Raw genomic sequence first — 17,481 nt, forward strand, 5'->3', positions numbered from 1 at the left:
CGTGGCAAGGTCAGCAGGCTGGAAAATTGGCATGCGGCCAGCACTACCGTGACGATCGTCAGAGATCGCGGTACTGGATCTGCGCGGCCAGCACACGCAGTCCGTCGGCATTGCTGGACAGGATGCGCTCTTCGCCGACCCCCTTCTGCCGCTTCAACTGGAAGCCCTGGTGGGCAGGCAGCTGCGCGGCGATGCTGTCCATGCGCTGCAGGGCATCAGGTCCGCTGCAGTCGAAGTGGCCCCAGTAGGCGCCGTTGCGGTGGATCTGCAACCGGTAGTTCATCGCGGTATCTCCTGCAGGTCCTGCAGCCAGTGGTCGAACATCGCGGTAGCGGCTGCGGCCAGTGGTGCGCCATAGCGGCGTGCCTGCGCGCGCAGGTCGTTGGGGTCGATGCCGGCCTGGGCCAGCTCCAGCGTGTGGCCGATCAGCCAACGCTCGAACTGGCGGGCATCCAGTTCCGGATGGCATTGCAGGGCCAACGCGTGCTGACCGATAGCAAAGGCCTGGTGGCGGCAGGCCGGCGTGCTGGCCAGGCGGCGTGCATCGGCTGGAAGCTCGAACGCCTCGCCGTGCCAGTGCAGTACCGGAATGCCCTGCAGTGCCTGCAGCGGCGAGCGCTGGCCCTCATCGGTGAGCAGCAGGGGCGCGAAACCGATCTCCTTGCCGCCACTGGGGGCAACGCTGGCACCCAGCGCTCGCGCCATCAGCTGCGCGCCGAGGCAGATGCCCAGCGTGGGCCGCTGCTGCTGCAACCGCGCCTTCAACAGCGCGATGCTGTCGTTGAGGAACGGGTAAAGATCAACATCGTTGACGCTGATCGGCCCCCCCAGCACCACCAGCAGGTCAGCCGCTTCGGCCGGATCGAGTGCATCTACACCAGCCTGCAGCACCTGCAGTTGCCAGCCCTGCGCCAACAGCAGTGGCTGCAGGGTGCCGAGGTCTTCAAAGGCAACGTGTTGCAGGACAACCGCGTTCTTCATGCCGGGGCTCCGTTGTTCGGCCAGTAGAAGCTGTCCGGAGTGGCGCGGGCGCCGAAGATGGCCTGGCCGACGCGGACTACGGTGGCGCCTTCCTCGATGGCCACTTCGAAGTCCCCGGACATGCCCATCGACAGCTGCGACAGGTCGATGCCGGGTGGGGCGGTATGCTGCAGCTGGTCGCGCAGTTCACGCAGGCGCACGAAGCACGCGCGCACACGTTCGACTTCGGGAGCGAAGATGGCCAGGGTCATCAGGCCGCGCACGCGTAGCCTGTCGAAGACTGGCAGCTGCTGCACGAAGGTCTCGACGGCGTCGGGTTCCAGGCCGTACTTGCTGGGTTCCGCAGACGTGTTGACCTGGACGAATACATCCAGTGTGCGATTTTCCAGCTGCAGGCGCTGCTGCAGCGCCTCGGCTACGCGCAGGCTGTCCAGCGCCTGGAACTCGCTGGCAAAGCGCGCCACGTAGCGTGCCTTGTTGGTCTGCAGATGGCCGATCACCGACCAGTGCACGCCCAGGTCGGCCATTGTCTCGGCCTTGCGCTGTGCCTCCTGCACCTTGTTCTCGCCCAGTTCGTGGCAGCCGGCGGCCACCGCCATGCGGATGCGGGCGTCATCGACGGTCTTGCTGACTGGCAGCAGGCGCACGCTGGCCGGATCCCGGCCTACGCGGGCACAGGCATCGGCGATGCGTTGTCGCACCGTGACCAGGTTGGCGGCGATCTGTTCAACAGACTGGGCGACGGGCCAGTCGGCGGCGGCAAGGGGCATGCGGGCACCTCCAATGCAGGGCGGCCAGGGTGGGATACACTGGCACAGGACAAGAATTATTTTGGCATAGGACAAAATGAAAATCACCGGGCATAGCGCCGAGTCGATCTTCGACAGCATCCGCGATGGCATCGGCAAGGGCCGTCTGCCAGCCGGCAGCGTGCTGCCGCCGGTGCGCGATCTGGCCGACCAGCTGGGGGTCAATCGCAACACCGTGGCCGCCGCCTACAAGCGATTGGATGCGGCGGGCCTGGCCAGCACCGCGGGCCGGCGCGGCACGGTGGTGCGTGGCCTGCCGCCGACGCTGGCCCGCGAGGGCAGTGTGCCCGGGCTGGCCCTGCATGACCTGGCCGGTGGCAATCCGGACCCGCGCCTGTTGCCCAGTCTGCGCCTGGCGCCGGCCGCGCCACGGCTGTATGGCGTGGGCACGGTCGATCCGCGACTGCAAGCGTTGGCGCGGGCCTCGCTGGATGTGGACTGCCCCGAGGGCTATGCGCTGGAACTGACCCATGGCGCGGTCGATGGCATCGAACGCCTGCTGGCGGCGTGGCTGCTGCCGGGCGATCGCATCGCGGTGGAAGATCCATGCTTCCTCGGCAGCCTCAATGTGCTCAATGCTGTGGGCCACGCGCCGTTGCCGGTGGCGGTGGATGAACACGGCATGCAGGTCGAATCGCTGCGGCAGGCGCTGGAGAGCGGCGCACGTGCGGTGCTGTTGACCCCACGGGCGCACAATCCGACCGGTGCCAGCCTGGATGCGAAGCGGGCACGCGCATTGCGCCAGCTGCTGGCCGCCTATCCGCAGGTGGCGGTGTTGATCGACGATCACTACGCACTGCTCTCGCAGCAGGCCTATCACTCGGTGCTGCCGCTGGATGGCCGGCGCTGGGCGCTGCTGCGCTCGCTGTCCAAGCCGCTGGGCCCGGACCTGCGGCTGGCCTGGCTGGCCTGCGATGAAGAGACTGCGATGCGGCTGCGGTTGCGGTTGGCGTCCGGTATTGGCTGGGTCAGTCACCTGCTGCAGGATGCGGCGACGTCGGTACTGGCGTCGGCGTCGCAACGGGCGAAGATCGTCTCGGCGGGGAAGTGTTACCAGCAGCGGTTGCAGTCGCTGCAGGAACTGCTGCGGGCGCGTGGCGTGCCGACGCCACAGCCGATGGAAGGATTGAACCTGTGGCTGCCGCTGCAGGCTGACAGCCATCCGCAGGTGCTGGCGCTGGCTTCGCGCGGATGGCATGTGCGCGCGGGCGAAGTGTTCGCGGTGGCAGCACCGGGGCATGGCCTGCGCCTCACCTGCGCGGCGCTGGGGGCGGCGCAGCTGCGGCAGCTGGCCGATGATCTGGCGGCGGTGTGTGGGGTGTAGCGTCGAGCCATGCCCGACGTTGCTTCGCCTTTGTAGAGCCGAGCCATGCTCGGCTGCTGTTGATAGAAGCAGTCGAGCATGGCTCGACTCTACACAAGCAGGTCAGGGCGCGGCGTTCGCGCCCGGGCGCACGTAGTAGGACTGGCCACTGTCATCGACGAACATCAGCTCCGGCTTGCCCTGCCAGGACGTGAGCATGGCGCCGGTGTTGTTCTGGTGCTTGACCATCAGGCTGGCGCCACGGTCCGGGTTGGCGACGACCTTGAAGACTTCGGTGGTGCCGGTGGCATCGTCCAGAGTGAGCAGGGCTTCGCCGCCGCGGTCGCTGGTGCCATAACCGCCGCGCTCGGAACCGTCGGGCCCAAGCAGGATCAGGCCGGACAGCGCGGTGGCACGCGGGCCTTGGGTGCGGCCCTTGCTGAGGGGGTCCGGCACCGGCGCACCAAGGATCACCCGCGGCTGGCCGCCTGCGTCGCGGATGACGAGGCCGCGCGCTTCGATGATCCGCTCTGGCGATTGGCTGCGATGCAGGCTCCAGGCGGTCCAGCCGGAAACGAGCAGGGCAAGGGTCGAGACCACCAGGGTGGTCAGCAGCAGCGCACGGGGCATCGGGTCGTCCTTCCTTGGATGTGCCGACGATAGCGGATGCCAGCGGGAAAAGGCCAGTTCGTTGTGTGACGATGTGTATCGTCAGTGGAAATCGCGGCTGTGGCTGCGCAGTCCCTGCAGCAGCTCATCCAGGCAATGCATGCGCTGCACGATGACATGCTGCACGCCATCAACGCGTTCCAGGCGGCCATCGATCTGCATCAGCTGGGTGTCGACCAGCACCCGGTGCTGGCGGTCGGCCAGGTGGCGCCAGACCACCGCATTGACCATGCCGGTCTCGTCCTCGAGGGTCAGGAAGGTAACGCCACTGGCGGTCTGCGGGCGCTGGCGCATGCGTACCAGGCCGGCGATGCGCACGCGGCGGCCATGGCCGTGCCCCGCCAGTTGTGCGGCATCCAGGCAGCCACGGCTGCGCAGCTGCGTGCGCAGGAACGAGATCGGATGGCGGCCGAGGGTGGTGCCGGTGCTGCGGTAATCGGCCTGCATGTCGTCCCATGCGCTGGGCAGCGGCAACGGCACGCGGGCCTCGGCGGTGGCACGCGCCTGGTCGAACAAGGGCAACCGGTTCTCCACGCCGGAGATATCCCAGCGTGCGCGATGGCGATGGCCGCTGAGCCCACGCAGCGCACCGGCATCGGCCAGCAGGCCCTGGTGGCGGCGGTCCAGGGCGGTGCGCTGGCACAGGTCGCCGACGTCCTCGAACGGCCGCCGCGCGCGCTCGCGCATGATGGCCTGCACGGCCGCTTCGTTGCAGCCGTCGATCAGGCGCAGGCCGAGCCGGATCGACGCCGCGCCCTTGCTGAAATCCAGGGTGCAGTCCCAGTCGCTGTGGCGCACGTCCACCGGCAGCACGCGGATGCCATGGCGGCGTGCGTCCTGCAGCAGTTGATCGGGGCTGTAGAACCCCAACGGCTGGCTGTTGATCAGGCTGGCGGTGAACGCGGCCGGGTGGTGGCACTTCAGCCAACAGCTGGCATAGGTGAGCAGGGCGAAGCTGGCGGCGTGGCTTTCCGGGAAACCGTAATCGCCGAAGCCCTTGATCTGCTCGAACAGGTGCTCGCCATACTCGCGGCTGAAGCCGTTCTTCAGCATGCCGGACAGCAGCTTCTCGCGATGCGGTTCCAGCCCGCCACGGCGTTTCCAGGCCGCCATCGAGCGGCGCAGCGCATCGGCCTGGCCTGGTGTGTAATCGGCAGCCACCACCGCCAGCTGCATTACCTGTTCCTGGAACAGCGGCACGCCCAACGTGCGTGCGAACACGCGTTCCAGCCGTGATGGATAGAGCGGATTATCCGGATCGTTCAGCGCATCCGGGCCTTGCTCGCGCAGGATCCTTCGCCGCTCCAGATAGGGGTGCACCATGTCACCCTGGATCGGGCCGGGACGCACGATCGCCACTTCGATCACCAGGTCATAGAACTCGCGTGGCTGCAGGCGTGGCAACATGGCCATCTGCGCGCGCGACTCGATCTGGAATACGCCGATGGTGTCGGCGGCGCAGATCATGTCGTAGGTCGGACCGTCTTCATCGGGGATCGCATCCATGCGTCCTTCGTGCAGGCCGTGCTGCTTGAGCATCGCCAGGCACTTGCGGATGGCGGTGAGCATGCCCAGTGCCAGGCAGTCGACCTTCATCAGGCCGGTGGCATCCAGGTCGTCCTTGTCCCACTGGATGACGGTGCGATCGGCCATCGCCGCGTTCTCCACCGGTACCAGCGTCGACAGCGGATGTTCGGAGATCACGAAACCACCCGGGTGCTGCGACAGGTGGCGCGGGAAGTCGATCAGTTCGGCAGTCAGTGCCAGCAGTCGCCGCATCAGCGGTGTGTCCGGATCGAAGCCGCGCTCGCGCAGGGTCTCCGGCAGCGGTACATGACCGCCCCAATGGTCCATCGCCGCCCCCAGTTCGTTGACCTGGTCCATCGGCAGGCCGAGTGCGCGGGCGACGTCGCGGATCGCGCTGCGGCCACGGTAACTGATCGCCACTGCGGTCAGCGCAGCACGTTCGCGGCCATAGCGCTTGAACACGTACTGCAGCACCTCTTCGCGGCGCTCGTGCTCGAAGTCGATGTCGATATCCGGCGGCTCGTCGCGCTCGGCGGAGATGAAGCGTTCGAACAGCAGGTTGCTGCGCGCAGGATCGATCTCGGTCACGCCCAGCACGAAGCACACCGCCGAGTTGGCCGCCGAGCCACGCCCTTGGCAGAGGATGTCCTGGCTGCGGGCGAAGCGCACGATGTCATGCACGGTAAGGAAGTAGGAGGCGTAGTTTTTCTCCCGGATCAACGCCAGCTCATGTTCGATCTGCTTGCGCTGTGCGTCCTTGATGCCTTCTGGCCAACGCCAGGGAATCTTTTCTTCGACCAGCTCGCGCAGCCAGCTGTCCGGGTCATGCCCCTCCGGCACCAGTTCGCGCGGGTAGGTGTACTGCAGCTGCTCCAGGGTGAAGTGGCAGCGTTCTGCGATGCGCAGGGTCTCGGCCAGCAGTTCGGGCGGGTACAACTGGGCCAGTGCGCTGCGCGGGCGCAGGTGGCGCTCGCCGTTGGGAAACAGGCGCCAGCCGGCTTCGGCCACGCTGCAGCGATGGCGGATCGCGGTCAGCGTGTCCTGCAGGGCGCGGCGGCGTCGCACGTGCATGTGCACATCGCCACTGGCGACCAGCGGCAGGTGATGGCGTTCGCCGAAGGCCTGCAGCTGCTGCAGGCGGCGTGCGTCGTCGTGTTCGTGGTGCAGTTCCACCGCCAGCCACAGTCGATCATTGAAGCCGGCGCGCAGCAGTTCCAGATCGGTGGCGGCCGGTTGCCGGTCCAGCCACAGGCACAGCAGGCCGTCGGGCAGGCCGAGCAGGTCCTCGCGCAGGCAACGGTACTCGCCCTTGGCCGCGCGCCGCCGGCAGGTAGTGATCAACTGGCACAGCCCGGCATAGGCGGCCTGGTCGGTGCACAGCAGGGCCAGCTTGGGTCCGTCCTCGACCTGGAATTCGGCACCGACGATCAGCGCCACGCCATGCGCCTTCGCCGCCTGCCAGGCACGCACGATGCCGGCCAGCGAGCATTCGTCGGTGATCGCCAACGCGCGGTAGCCCTGGCCGGCGGCGCGCGCGAACAGCTCTTCGGCGATCGAAGCACCACGCTGGAAACTGAAGGCTGACAGGCAGTGCAGTTCGGCGTAGCCGGGCAGTTCGCTGTGCATGGCGGCTCAGCCGAACCAGCCGTGCAGCATCCACGGCGCATGCGGGTCATTGCGTGTGCGGAACGCCCAGCCGCGCTGGCCGTGTGCGGTTTCCACCACGTAGTAATCGCGGCGCGCGTCGGCCTGGTCCCACCAGCCCGATTCGATCCGCTCCGGCCCGGCGATGATGCGCAGGCGCGGATCACGCAGTGGTTGCGGGGTGTCCAGCAGCCAGCCTGGGCGCAGTGGCCAGTAAGCGGGCGGTTTGGTCGGGGGCTGGATACCACTGGCGCGTTCAGGGCGATGGTCGGCCTGTACCGCCAGCGGCTGCACGGCGTCATCGCCCAGCCGTGCGCGCAGGCGCTCACGCAGCTGGCTCCAGGGCATGGCCTGCGCCGGCCGGGTATCGAACAGGTCGCGTGCGGCGGGCACGAACGGCGGCAGCTGCTCGGCCTGCAGGCGCAGTGCGCGGCTGCCAGCGGGCAGGGCGAAGGCCTCCATGCGATTGCGCGCGATCTCGAACAGCAGTGTGGGATCGCGTTCGGGTGCCAGCAGGCCGATGGTCAGCACGCTGGCCGGCAGCAGGTCATGCTCGAAATGCAGGTCGAAGCGTTGCACGCCGCCATCGCGCGAGCACAGGAAGGCGGCCAGGTCCAGCAGCAGGCGACGCAGCGGGAACAACAGGGCCTGGCTGGATTCGATCTCGTATTCGAATTCGATGCGCGCATCGAACCGGTCCGGTGGCTGGTAGTAGCGCAGTGGCGCGGTGGGCAGCCCACGCAATGCATCCAGCTGCTGCAGTACCTCGGGGGCGAAGCGCCGGGCCAGGCTGTCGCGCGGCAGTTCGAGCACCGCACCCAGCGTGCGCAGTCCGGAGCGGCCCAGTACGGTCACCGCTTCGCTGGGCAGGCCGCAGCGCGGCAACGGCAGTTGTGCCAGCGCCGCCGGCAGCTGCTGCGCATCGATGCCGAGGCCATCGTGGACGTTGGCCAGCACGCGCGCGGCATGTGGGGTAGGTGCGGCCACCAGACGGTGACGGAAGCCAAGTTCGTGCAGTTCGTTGCGAAGCCGCTGCTGGATCGTCAGCCAGTCGCCGAACAGGGCGCGGCTGGCGCCGATCTCCAGCACCAGCGCATGCGGGAAATCGAGGCTGACCTGCGAGCTGTAAGCGTAGGCCCAGCTGGCCAGCAGCTGTCGGGTGTGCTGTTCGGCGTTGGGGTCGTAATCGTGCAGATGCAGGTCCTGCACCAGCACCTGCGCGGCCGACAGCAGCATGCCCGGGCGCAGCCCCGCTGCGCGGGCGGCCGGGCTGACCGCACGCAGCACGCGACGCTGTGCCGGCCCCTGCAGCAGCACCAGTGGCCGCTGCGGGTCCGGCTGCAGGCGCAGCACGCTGTCCAGCGCCAGCTGCGGCAACAACAGGCAGGCCCAGTGCATGGCGCGACCTCAGTGGACGATGGCCAGCGGCAACGGCTGCGCCGGCGGCAGACCGCCTCGGCACTTCAGCACCCGCACCTGGCCGTGGTCGAGCTGCAGGCGCAGGCTGGCCGGAGAGGGGTTGCGCGCCGCCTGCGCCTCGCGGAACACGAAGCCCAGGCACTGGCCGCTGTCGGCGGCCACCTGCAGGCGGCGCAGGGCGCGGTCGTCGGCCTGGTGTGGCCAGCACAGCACCGCCGCGCAGGCGGCAGAGCGCAGGCACTGCTCGGCGGCCCAGAGCGCTTGTTTCGGTGCGGCGTGGATGATCTGCAGCTGGGCCAGGTCCAGCCCGGCTGCCGCCCAGGCCGGGGCATGCGGGCGATAGGGCGGGGCGACCAGCACGATCGGGCGGTCGCGCTGGCTCAGCTTCGCCAGTGCGGGCCAGACCAGGGCCAGCTCGCCCACCCCGGGCGCGCCCTGCAGTACCTCGCACAGCCCGCTGGCCGGCCAGCCGCCGCCGGGCAGGCGCGCGTCCAGTGCCGGGTGGCCGCTGGCCAGGTGGTCGCTGGCCGGCCCCTGGCGGGCCGGGCCGCGCCACAGCTGGCGGCCGTCAAGCAGCCGGTCGAGGGCGACGACGGCACCCATCAGCCGGCCCTCCAGGGGAGGCGCCGGGCGGGCTGGAAACGGCAGGAACGGGCGGAGACGGCGGGCATGGCGCGAGTATCGACGGGCCGGTATCAGGGGCTGAGACCAGACATGCTACTCGCCTTGTGAGTAAAATTACTAATGAAATCGGAGGGTCCGGTTTCAGGTTGCTGAAGGGTAAAAAGGAGTGCCGACCAAGGTCGGCACCCACAGTTCCCGGTTACGGGCGCACTGGCAATGCCACCGGTCGCAGCGGTGCGGCATCGCCGCCGCGGATCTTCAGCGGGCCGCCGATGAAGGCGAACTCGTAGACCTTGTCGCGGGCCAGTTCGTCCAGCGCCACCAGCTCGATGATCGGCGCGCCCTGCTGGGCCAGCAGGTAGGTGTGCAGCGGCACGTAGTCGTCGGACACCTCCGAGGGGAAGGTCTCGAAGCTGAGGTTGTCGGCACCGACGATCATCGCGCCGCTGTCCTCGACCAGGAAGCGCGCCGCGTCCAGGCCCATGCCCGGCGGGTTGGCCATGTACGCCTTGGGCTGTTCGAACAGGCGCATGCGGCCGGTGCGGATCAGCACCACGTCGCCCTGCTGCAGTTTCACCTTCTGGCGTGCCAGCGCATCCTTCAGGTCCTGGCGGGTGACGCGGTAGCTGTCCGGCAGCATGTCCACGCCCTTGGCGGCGGCCACGTCGATCAGCACGCCCCGCGCGATCAGCGGCGGGAATTTCTCGATGCCGGTGACATTCCAGCCACGGTCGCCAAGATGCTTGTCGGCCTCGAAGCCGTTCCAGATCTTCCCGTGGATGCCGAAATGGTTCAGCGCATCGATGTGGGTACCGGTGTGGCTGTACATCGAGAACGCGGTGCCGGTGTAGCTGCGGGTGAGGTTCATGGTCTCGCCCACGCCCATCGGGTCGTCCATCACCGTGCCGCGCGGGGTGTGGGTCATCCAGAACTGGTAGTGCGGGTCGCCGGCATCCTGCCAGCTGGGCATGCCGACGTAGTACTCGGTGGCCAGGTCATAGGCCTTGCCGCCGCTGACCCGCGACAGGATCGCCGCGCGCGAGGCCTCGGTGATCAGGTTGAGGCGGCCGATCTCGTCCTTCGGCCCCCAGGGGCTGGTGCCGACCTGCTGGCCGGAGGGAACGCGTTCGTGCGCGGACACGGTGGTGGACGCGGCGGCGCCGGCCAGCAGCAGGGCCAGCGCGGTGGCCAGGATGCGTGGGGTCATGGGAAGTCTCCTTGCAGGGTGGGGGAGGGTGCGGCTCAGGCCGCGACCAGGGGCGCCAGGGCCTGGCGCAGGTGTGGCAGCGGCAGGGTCTGCAGGCGCAGGCCGTTGCCGCCGATCACGGTGGGTATGGAACGGATGCCAAGGGCAGCGGCTTCGGCACGATCGTCCTGCACACGCTGGCACACTGCGTCGCTATGCATGTGGTCAGCGAACGCGCCACGTGGGTGGCCCAGCGATTCGGCGATATCCAGCAGTACTTCGGCATCACCGATGTTGCGGTGCTGGTGCAGGTGCGCCCACTGCACGGCATCGAACATCGCGCCATGGGCGTTGTTGCCGCCCATCAATCCGGCGGCCTGGCAGGCCAGTGCGCCGAGCCAGCCGGAGGGATATTCGAAATCCTGTGCGCGCATGCCTTCGATATCGATGCGCGCGGTGTCTTCATGCGCGGCGCAGTCGGTCCAGTGGCGCAGGATGATCGCCTTGGCGCGCTCCATCGAGCCGAACACCTCCACCATCTGCGCGCGCGAGTCCTGCAGCACGAAGCTGCGGTGGCGCACCTGGATGCCGAGTTCGGCCGAGACCTGCTGCAGGCGCGGGGCCAACACGAAGCACCAGCCGCAGACCACGTCGTGGAAGAAATCGACCACCGGCACGGCGGTGGTGGGGGACGGAACGGAAGACATCTGCCTGCCATCGGTGAGAGGGGAGGCGGCAGAGTAGGCAGCGTGGCGTGGCTGAAACAGCGCGCCGCGGGCAGCTCAGTTTTCGCTGGCGGTTACGAATCCAGGCCGGCGCAGCCGGGCAGCTCGGCGTGCAGGAAATCGATGAAGGCACGCACCTTGGGCTGCAGGTGGCGCGAGGTGGGATAGACCGCATGCACGAAGCGCGGCGGATAGCGGTGGTCGGGCAGCACCTGCTGCAGTTCGCCACGGGCCAGCGCCGGTGCCGCCAGGAACGAGGGCAGCGCGCCGATGCCCATGCCGGCCACCAGCAGGTCGCGCAGCAGCAGGCTGTTGTTGACGGTCACGCGCGCTGGCAGGGTGATCGTCACCTGGCCATCCGGGCCGAGCAGCGGCCAGCTGCCGGGTGAGTCGGACAGGCTGTAGGCCAGCACGCTGTGGACCTGCAGATCGTCCACTGCCTGTGGTGCAGGGTGCTGCTGCAGGTAGGACGGCGCCGCGCACAGCACCTGCTGCAGCGAGGCCAGGCGGCGTGCCACCAGCCGTGAATCATCCAGCTCGGCACGCAGCCGCAGCGATACATCGAAACCCTCACCGACCGCGTCGAGCAGGCGGTCTTCCATCACCAGGTCCAGCGACAGCTGCGGATGCTGCTGCAGGAAGCGTGGCAGCAGCGGCGACAGCGTGCTCAGCGCGAACGACTGCGGCGCATTGACGCGCAGGCGTCCGGCCACCTCGCCACGCTGCTCGGCGATGCCGCGTTCCAATGCGTCCAATTCGTCGAGCAGGCGGCAGCATTCGCGGTAATAGGCGTGGCCGGTCTCGGTCAGGCTCATGCGCCGCGTGGTCCGCTGCAGCAGCACCACGCCCAGGTGGGTTTCCAGCGTGCGCAGCTGTTTGCTCAGCCCGGCAGGCGACATGCCCAGGTCTTCGGCGGCGCGGGCCAGCCCGCCGCGTTCGACGATGCGGCGGAAGGCACGCATCAGGTTGAAGGAATCCATGCCGGCCCCGGGCGCGATGAGGGCGCCATTGTAGAGCCGCGCCATGCGTGATGTGGGAAACGCGGCGCCGACCAAGGTCGGCGTCTACCCGGTGCGCGCGGGTTGCGCCGTTTGTTCAAGCCAGCACCCCATACGCGGCGCCAGCATGCAGGCCCCTCACTTTCCGGGTTGCCCATGAAGCACTGGATGCTCCGCCTGTATGCCCCGTTGTTCCTGCTGGGTTTCATTGCCGCTGCCGTCGTCTGGGTCGGCCACTGCCACGGTGACCCGCTGTGGTTGCTGGCCTTGCTGGCGGTCGCCATCGCGGTCTCGTTCGCCGCCGAGCGTGCCTGGCCGTACGACCCCGCGTTCAACCACGACCACGGCGACAGCCTGCGTGACACCCTGCATGCGCTGGTCAACGAAGGCCTGAACCTGCTGTCGATCGCCGCGGTGCCGTTGCTTGCGGCGATCATTCCGTGGCAGTTGTGGCCGGTGCAGTGGCCATTCGCGTTGCAGGTGCTGCTGACCATCGTCTGCGCTGATCTCGGCATCACCTTGGTGCACTACGCCAGCCATCGCATTGGCTGGTTGTGGCGGCTGCATGCGGTGCATCACAGCGTCACCCGCATGTATGGCTTCAACGGCCTGATGAAACACCCGCTGCACCAGGCGGCCGAAGCGGTGGGCGGCGTGCTGCCGCTGCTGCTGGTGGGCCTGCCGATGCCGGTGGCTGCGGTGCTGGCGTTCGCCATTGCCATCCAGCTGCTGCTGCAGCACTCCAACGTGGACATGCGCCCCGGCGTGCTGGGCCGGGTGATGGCCTGGGCGCCGCTGCACCGCTTCCACCACATGCGTTACGGCACCGCGGGCGACGTCAACTTCGGCCTGTTCCTGACCGCCTGGGATCACCTGCTGGGGACCGCCTTCGATGCGCCGGGCTATCGGCTGCGTCAGCACGACCTCGGCATCGGCAGCCAGCCGGACTATCCGCGCGATTACCCCGGGCAGCTGCTGGCGCCGTTCCGAGAACTGCCACATGGCGAGGTGCCGGAGCTGCCCGAAGGCCTGCGCAGGCGCGAATGATCGAACGTGTCAGGCCGCGTGAAGCTGCAGGCCCTGCAGCTGTGCGGCACCGATGCCGAACATGCGGCGCAGGCTGCGCGAGAGATGGGCCAGGTCGGCGAAGCCGGCGGCATGTGCACTGTCGGTCAGGCTGTGCCCCTGCAGGTGGTGCGCGAGCGCGGCACGCAAGCGTTGCCACAGCACCCAGCCGCGCAGGGTCACCGCCAGGTCAGACTGGAAACGCCGGTGCAGCTGGCTGGTCGACAGATGCGCCGCCTCGGCGATGTCGGCGGCCGGCACCGGGCCGGGCAGGTGCTGGGTGATACGGGCCAGCGCTGCCTGCACCCGCCGGTCCAATGGCTGCGCGCGGCTCAATCGCGGCAGCCAGTCCTGCAGTTCCATCGCAGTGTCGGGCAGCGCGTGCAGGTGCTGCTGGATCTGTTCGAGGTCGGCATGCGCCGGCTCAAGGAACACCGTGCAGCCCGCCTCCGGCGCCGACAGGATCGCGTGCGGCTGGAACGAAGGCAGCCACAGCCGCTGGCCCTGCTGGCGCACACCGTCGATTTCGACCCGCCAGGGAACATCCTCGCTCAACAGCAGCTGGTGGGCGTAGTGCGCATGTACATCGCTGTCACCGGCATGGCCCTGCAGCACGGCCACGTGAGCATCCAGCAGCAACGTGCCATTCCAGGGCAGGGCAGGGGAGGACATGGAGGGATTGTAGATCCACGCCATGCGTGGATGAATCTCCATCGAAATCGAATATTCCGAGAGTTGGACGAAGAGCAGCCGAGCATGGGCTCGGCTCTACAGCAGGCCGTCGCCTACCCACAGGAGCCCGGCTGTTGCTTTGGCTTTGGCTGTCGCCTCTGCGGGTGCCGGGCGCCGCCCGGCCGAACCCTCACCGCCCCTGCGGATCCGGCCGGTGATGCACGTACTCGACCACCGTGCCATCGGGATGCACCGCGTTGAACGCCGCCCCGGTGGGTACCACCTGCAACGGGAAGATGATCTCGGCGCCAGCCGCGACCAGTTTGTCGTGATAGGGCCGGACGTCATCGACCAGCAGTGTCCCCGTGGTCGAAGTGAACGGTGCCAGCGCCGCCTCGCTGCCTTCGATCAGCAGGAACGCACCGACCATCGCCAGGCGCAGCCCGGCCTCCGGAAACGGGAACCCCGCATCGGCCACCACGCCCTGCAACTGCTCGTAGAAGGCCACGCTGCGCTCCAGCTCCCCCGGGGCCACGAACACCCGGATCAACACGCGCGGCGCGCGCTGGCTGGAGGTGTCACAGCGGTCGCGCCAGAGATGGTCGAAGTCGCGATGGACGGTCATGGGCTCGGTTCGTGGCCAGGGACCCTCATTATCGGCAGCCTCGCGCGGCGCGCTGATGACCGCCGGTGATGGCCTGATAACCGCTGGCCGGGTTGCCCCTGTGACTTAGGTCCTGTTGACAGGTGTGAACGCCCTCGCACAATCTTCACAGGATTGGGCCGCCCTGCGCGGCCTGGGCAGGCAGGTTGTCACGCCGGGAGGAGGGTCCCGCGCGCAGACCGGCCCGTCCATAGGCCTGCGGGACGTTGCCTGGCAACCCCTGCGCGGCATGAACGCTGCACCCTTCGGCGGCACTTTCCCTGGACCGATTGCCTTGGCAACGGAATTACGCCTGCCGATGAAAACGTTTACAAAGCCGCTTGCACTGTCCCTGGCCCTGTCTGCCGCACTGGCCGCCCCGGCCTGGGCCGACCCCGCCGCGTTCACTGTGCTGACCCTGGAACAGGCCCCGACGGACGAGGCGATGCCGGCCCTGGCCGCCCAGCTGAAGACCCTGCAGGTGGACGCGGTGAGCGTGCGCCAGGTGCAGCGCGGCATCGGCCAGGTCGATCCGCTGCAGGTGCTGGCCGATGGCCTGGGCTACGAGTACCGCTTCATTGCTGCCGGCAAGGACGATGGCCAGACCCAGCGCGGCCAGGCCGTGCTGACCCGACTGCCGATCGCCGCTGAATCCGGCCCCGACCAGCCGGGCCTGAACTACCTGCGCCTGGACGACGGCCGCCACACCGTGGCGGTCTATACCGATGCCGGTGCAGGTGCGGCGCAGCTGCCGGCGCTGGTCACCCGTTCGCGGCTGGGTGCACCGGCGGTGCTGCTCGGCGCGGTGGCCGGTGAATCGGCCAAGGCCGCAGGCTTCGATCCGGCGCGTGTGGCGTTGGAAGCCGATGCCAGCTATTTCAGCGATGGCTTCCAGGCCGCCAGCAGTGCGCCGTTCAAGGTGGAAGGCAGTACCCTGCGCGCCACCCTGCTGACCCTGGCCTATGCCGCCGACAAACATGGCGACAGGCCGTGGATGGACACCACCCTCAACGCCGATGCGCGCGCTGCGCTGCTGCTGAAGGCGATGACCGAGGACGAGAAGTTCCAGATGCTGCACAGCTATTTCGGGCTGGGCAAGGACGGTGGCCCGCTGCCGGAAGGCGCGGTCGGTTCGGCCGGTTTCGTGCCGGGCGTGGCGCGGCTGGGCATTCCGTCGCAGCAATCGGCCGATGCCGGCGTCGGCGTGACCAATCCCGGTGGTATCCGTCCGGGTGACTTTGCCACCGCCATGCCGTCCGGCCCGTCCACCGCCTCCAGCTGGAACCGCGATGTGGCCTTCGCCGGTGGCGCCACGATGGGCCGCGAGGCATGGCAGCAGCGCTTCAACATCCTGCTGTCAGGCAGCGTCAACCTGCAGCGCGACCCGCGCAACGGGCGCAATTTCGAATACGCCGGTGAAGACCCGCTGCTGGCCGGCTCGATGGTTGGCGCGCTGATCCAGGGCGTGCAGAGCCAGCACGTGATCTCCTCGATGAAGCACTTCGCGCTGAACGACATGGAGACCCGTCGCAACTTCCACGACGTGCGCATCGGCGAACAGGCCATGCACGAGTCGGACCTGCTGGCCTTCGAGATCGCGCTGGAGGCTGGCCGCCCGGGCGTGGCGATGTGCTCGTACAACAAGATCAACGGCACCTACGGCTGCGAGAACGGCTACCTGATGAACCAGGTGCTGAAGCAGGAATGGAAGTTCCCCGGTTTCGTGATGTCCGACTGGGGCGGCGTGCACAGTGGTTCGAAGGCCGCGCTGGCCGGCCTGGACCAGCAGTCGGCCGGTGAAGTGTTCGATGCGGCCGTGTTCTTCGATGAACCGCTGCGCCTGGCCGTGCACGGTGGCGTGGTGCCGCAGGCGCGCCTGAATGACATGGTGGCGCGCATCCTGCGCACGATGTTCCTGCATGGCAACTTCGACAATCCGCCGCAGCACCAGAAGGTCGATGCCGAGGCCGGTTTCGCCGTCGCCCAGCGTACAGTGGAAGAAGGCAGCGTGCTGCTGCGCAATGAGGGCAACCTGCTGCCGCTTGCCGACAGCGTGAAGCGCATCGTCATCATCGGCGGCCATGCCGACAAGGGCGTGATCGGTGGCGGTGGTTCGTCGATGGTGGGCGTGACCGCCAAGGGCACCAATGCGGTGCCGGGCGTGCTGCCGACCACCTGGCCGGGCCCGGTGATCTTCCACCCGTCCTCGCCGCTGGAATCGCTGCGTGCGGCGCGCCCGGACGCGACCATCGAGTACGTGGACGGCAGCAATGCCGCCGCTGCGGCCAAGGCAGCCGCGCAGGCCGACGTGGCCATCGTGTTCGCCACCCAGTGGGCCGCCGAATCGGTGGACCTGCCGGACATGCAGCTGCCGGACAACCAGGATGCCCTGATCTCGGCAGTGGCCAAGGCCAACCCGAAGACCGTGCTGGTGCTGGAAACCAACGGCCCGGTGCGCACGCCTTGGCTGGCGCAGGTGCCGGCGATGCTGCAGGCCTGGTACCCGGGCATCCGCGGCGGTGAAGGCATCGCCGCGCTGCTGACCGGCCAGGCCAACCCGTCCGGCCGCCTGCCGGTGACCTGGGTGGTGGACGAATCGCAGCTGCCGCGCCCGCACATCGACGGCCTCGGCTTCAAGCCGGCCAAGCCGTTCGGTGATGTGTTCGATTTCGATATCGAAGGCGCCAACGTCGGCTACAAGTGGATGGCGGCCAAGGGCCTGACCCCGACCTTCGCGTTCGGTCACGGCCTGTCCTACACCTCGTTCGCCTATGAAAACCTGAAGGTGAGCGTGGAGGGTTCGCGCCTGGTCGCCAGCGTCGACATCCGCAATACCGGCAAGCGCGCCGGCGCCGACGTGGCCCAGCTGTACCTGAAGCTGCCGGCCGGCAGCACCACGCCGATCCGCCTGATCGGCTACGACAAGGTGAACCTGCAGCCGGGAGAACAGCGCCGCATCCGCATCGAAGCCGAGCCGAAGACCCTGGCCCACTACGATGCACAGGCGCGCCAGTGGAAGATCGACGGCGGCACCTACCAGGTGCAGCTGTCGCGCAATGCGGCCGAGCCGCTGCAGAGCGTGGACGTGCAGCTGGTGGAGCAGGTGCTGCGCTGATGCCTGAAGACACGGCCCCGGAAGGGGCCGTGTTTGTTTGCAGATTGCCGCTGCGCTCGCCGGGCACGGCCCGGCGCTACCGGATATCTACTGTAGAGCCG

Annotated in this window: 15 protein-coding genes; 3 read left to right on the forward strand and 12 right to left on the reverse strand. The window is 68.3% G+C overall.

Going from position 1 to position 17,481, the window contains the following annotated elements; genetic code table 11:
- Positions 1–58: 58 nt before the first annotated feature.
- From AASM09_RS09260 to AASM09_RS09270, 3 genes are read right to left on the reverse strand one after another with little or no spacing between them, the layout of a single operon-like run.
- Positions 59–283, reverse strand: coding sequence for a hypothetical protein (locus AASM09_RS09260; RefSeq protein ID WP_049427144.1), 225 nt, complete (start codon positions 281–283; stop codon positions 59–61).
- A complete protein-coding gene (locus AASM09_RS09265; RefSeq protein WP_049427143.1) occupies positions 280–981 on the reverse strand; it encodes a glutamine amidotransferase in 702 nt (233 codons plus the stop codon). Before AASM09_RS09265 ends, AASM09_RS09260 begins: the two co-directional genes overlap by 4 nt.
- Positions 978–1,751 carry a YggS family pyridoxal phosphate-dependent enzyme gene (locus tag AASM09_RS09270; protein WP_049427141.1) on the reverse strand — a complete coding sequence of 258 codons (774 nt, stop codon included), beginning with the start codon at positions 1,749–1,751 and terminating at the stop codon, positions 978–980. Before AASM09_RS09270 ends, AASM09_RS09265 begins: the two co-directional genes overlap by 4 nt.
- 76 nt (positions 1,752–1,827) lie before the next feature.
- Here AASM09_RS09270 and ptsJ point away from each other — a divergent pair, with 76 nt between their 5' ends.
- Positions 1,828–3,114 (forward strand): transcriptional regulator PtsJ, encoded by a 1,287-nt coding sequence (gene ptsJ, locus AASM09_RS09275; protein WP_049427140.1) that lies wholly within the window; start codon positions 1,828–1,830, stop codon positions 3,112–3,114.
- Between the two features lie 102 nt (positions 3,115–3,216).
- Here ptsJ and AASM09_RS09280 read toward each other — a convergent pair whose 3' ends face one another.
- The 7 genes from AASM09_RS09280 to AASM09_RS09310 all read right to left on the reverse strand — a co-directional run bounded on the left by AASM09_RS09280 (position 3,217) and on the right by AASM09_RS09310 (position 11,912).
- A complete protein-coding gene (locus AASM09_RS09280) occupies positions 3,217–3,723 on the reverse strand; it encodes a hypothetical protein (protein WP_049427137.1) in 507 nt (168 codons plus the stop codon).
- 81 nt (positions 3,724–3,804) lie between these two features.
- Complete coding sequence (locus AASM09_RS09285) at positions 3,805–6,915, reverse strand: error-prone DNA polymerase (RefSeq protein WP_100443819.1); 3,111 nt, start codon at positions 6,913–6,915, stop codon at positions 3,805–3,807.
- Positions 6,916–6,921: 6 nt separating this feature from the next.
- Complete coding sequence (locus AASM09_RS09290) at positions 6,922–8,331, reverse strand: Y-family DNA polymerase (protein ID WP_049429046.1); 1,410 nt, start codon at positions 8,329–8,331, stop codon at positions 6,922–6,924.
- 9 nt (positions 8,332–8,340) lie between these two features.
- Complete coding sequence (imuA, locus tag AASM09_RS09295; RefSeq protein WP_049429045.1) at positions 8,341–8,955, reverse strand: translesion DNA synthesis-associated protein ImuA; 615 nt, start codon at positions 8,953–8,955, stop codon at positions 8,341–8,343.
- A 220-nt stretch (positions 8,956–9,175) separates the two neighbouring features.
- Entirely contained in the window at positions 9,176–10,183 is a 1,008-nt protein-coding gene (locus AASM09_RS09300) for a cyclase family protein (protein ID WP_049429044.1), read from the reverse strand.
- Between the two features lie 35 nt (positions 10,184–10,218).
- Entirely contained in the window at positions 10,219–10,869 is a 651-nt protein-coding gene (locus AASM09_RS09305) for a DsbA family oxidoreductase (protein ID WP_049429043.1), read from the reverse strand.
- Positions 10,870–10,961: 92 nt separating this feature from the next.
- A complete protein-coding gene (locus AASM09_RS09310; protein WP_180849033.1) occupies positions 10,962–11,912 on the reverse strand; it encodes a LysR family transcriptional regulator in 951 nt (316 codons plus the stop codon).
- A 141-nt stretch (positions 11,913–12,053) separates the two neighbouring features.
- Here AASM09_RS09310 and AASM09_RS09315 point away from each other — a divergent pair, with 141 nt between their 5' ends.
- The gene (locus AASM09_RS09315) at positions 12,054–12,932 is read left to right on the forward strand and encodes a sterol desaturase family protein (protein WP_238378689.1); all 879 of its coding nucleotides are present in this window, start codon (positions 12,054–12,056) and stop codon (positions 12,930–12,932) included.
- A gap of 9 nt (positions 12,933–12,941) precedes the next feature.
- Here the strand turns inward: AASM09_RS09315 and AASM09_RS09320 are convergent, their stop codons facing one another.
- Both AASM09_RS09320 and AASM09_RS09325 read right to left on the reverse strand, forming a co-directional pair.
- Positions 12,942–13,646: an AraC family transcriptional regulator gene (locus tag AASM09_RS09320; protein ID WP_100443820.1), complete on the reverse strand. Its 705-nt coding sequence runs from the start codon at positions 13,644–13,646 to the stop codon at positions 12,942–12,944.
- 166 nt (positions 13,647–13,812) lie between these two features.
- Positions 13,813–14,247 carry a VOC family protein gene (locus tag AASM09_RS09325; protein ID WP_049429041.1) on the reverse strand — a complete coding sequence of 145 codons (435 nt, stop codon included), beginning with the start codon at positions 14,245–14,247 and terminating at the stop codon, positions 13,813–13,815.
- A gap of 337 nt (positions 14,248–14,584) precedes the next feature.
- Here AASM09_RS09325 and AASM09_RS09330 point away from each other — a divergent pair, with 337 nt between their 5' ends.
- Positions 14,585–17,380: a beta-glucosidase family protein gene (locus AASM09_RS09330; protein ID WP_080355000.1), complete on the forward strand. Its 2,796-nt coding sequence runs from the start codon at positions 14,585–14,587 to the stop codon at positions 17,378–17,380.
- Positions 17,381–17,481: the final 101 nt, after the last annotated feature.

This window comes from Stenotrophomonas maltophilia (genome assembly GCF_039555535.1).
GTDB classification, from domain to species: Bacteria; Pseudomonadota; Gammaproteobacteria; order Xanthomonadales; family Xanthomonadaceae; genus Stenotrophomonas; species Stenotrophomonas maltophilia_Q.

Coding starts and splice junctions, on each gene's coding strand:
- AASM09_RS09300 (WP_049429044.1), bottom strand. CDS start 10,183: ATGACCCCACGCATCCTGGCCACCGCGCTGGCCCTGCTGCTGGCCGGC.
- AASM09_RS09260 (WP_049427144.1), bottom strand. CDS start 283: ATGAACTACCGGTTGCAGATCCACCGCAACGGCGCCTACTGGGGCCAC.
- AASM09_RS09305 (WP_049429043.1), bottom strand. CDS start 10,869: ATGTCTTCCGTTCCGTCCCCCACCACCGCCGTGCCGGTGGTCGATTTC.
- AASM09_RS09280 (WP_049427137.1), bottom strand. CDS start 3,723: ATGCCCCGTGCGCTGCTGCTGACCACCCTGGTGGTCTCGACCCTTGCC.
- imuA (WP_049429045.1), bottom strand. CDS start 8,955: ATGGGTGCCGTCGTCGCCCTCGACCGGCTGCTTGACGGCCGCCAGCTG.
- AASM09_RS09290 (WP_049429046.1), bottom strand. CDS start 8,331: ATGCACTGGGCCTGCCTGTTGTTGCCGCAGCTGGCGCTGGACAGCGTG.
- AASM09_RS09325 (WP_049429041.1), bottom strand. CDS start 14,247: ATGACCGTCCATCGCGACTTCGACCATCTCTGGCGCGACCGCTGTGAC.
- AASM09_RS09310 (WP_180849033.1), bottom strand. CDS start 11,912: ATGGCGCGGCTCTACAATGGCGCCCTCATCGCGCCCGGGGCCGGCATG.
- AASM09_RS09315 (WP_238378689.1), top strand. CDS start 12,054: ATGCTCCGCCTGTATGCCCCGTTGTTCCTGCTGGGTTTCATTGCCGCT.
- AASM09_RS09320 (WP_100443820.1), bottom strand. CDS start 13,646: ATGGCGTGGATCTACAATCCCTCCATGTCCTCCCCTGCCCTGCCCTGG.
- ptsJ (WP_049427140.1), top strand. CDS start 1,828: ATGAAAATCACCGGGCATAGCGCCGAGTCGATCTTCGACAGCATCCGC.
- AASM09_RS09270 (WP_049427141.1), bottom strand. CDS start 1,751: ATGCCCCTTGCCGCCGCCGACTGGCCCGTCGCCCAGTCTGTTGAACAG.
- AASM09_RS09285 (WP_100443819.1), bottom strand. CDS start 6,915: ATGCACAGCGAACTGCCCGGCTACGCCGAACTGCACTGCCTGTCAGCC.
- AASM09_RS09330 (WP_080355000.1), top strand. CDS start 14,585: ATGAAAACGTTTACAAAGCCGCTTGCACTGTCCCTGGCCCTGTCTGCC.
- AASM09_RS09265 (WP_049427143.1), bottom strand. CDS start 981: ATGAAGAACGCGGTTGTCCTGCAACACGTTGCCTTTGAAGACCTCGGC.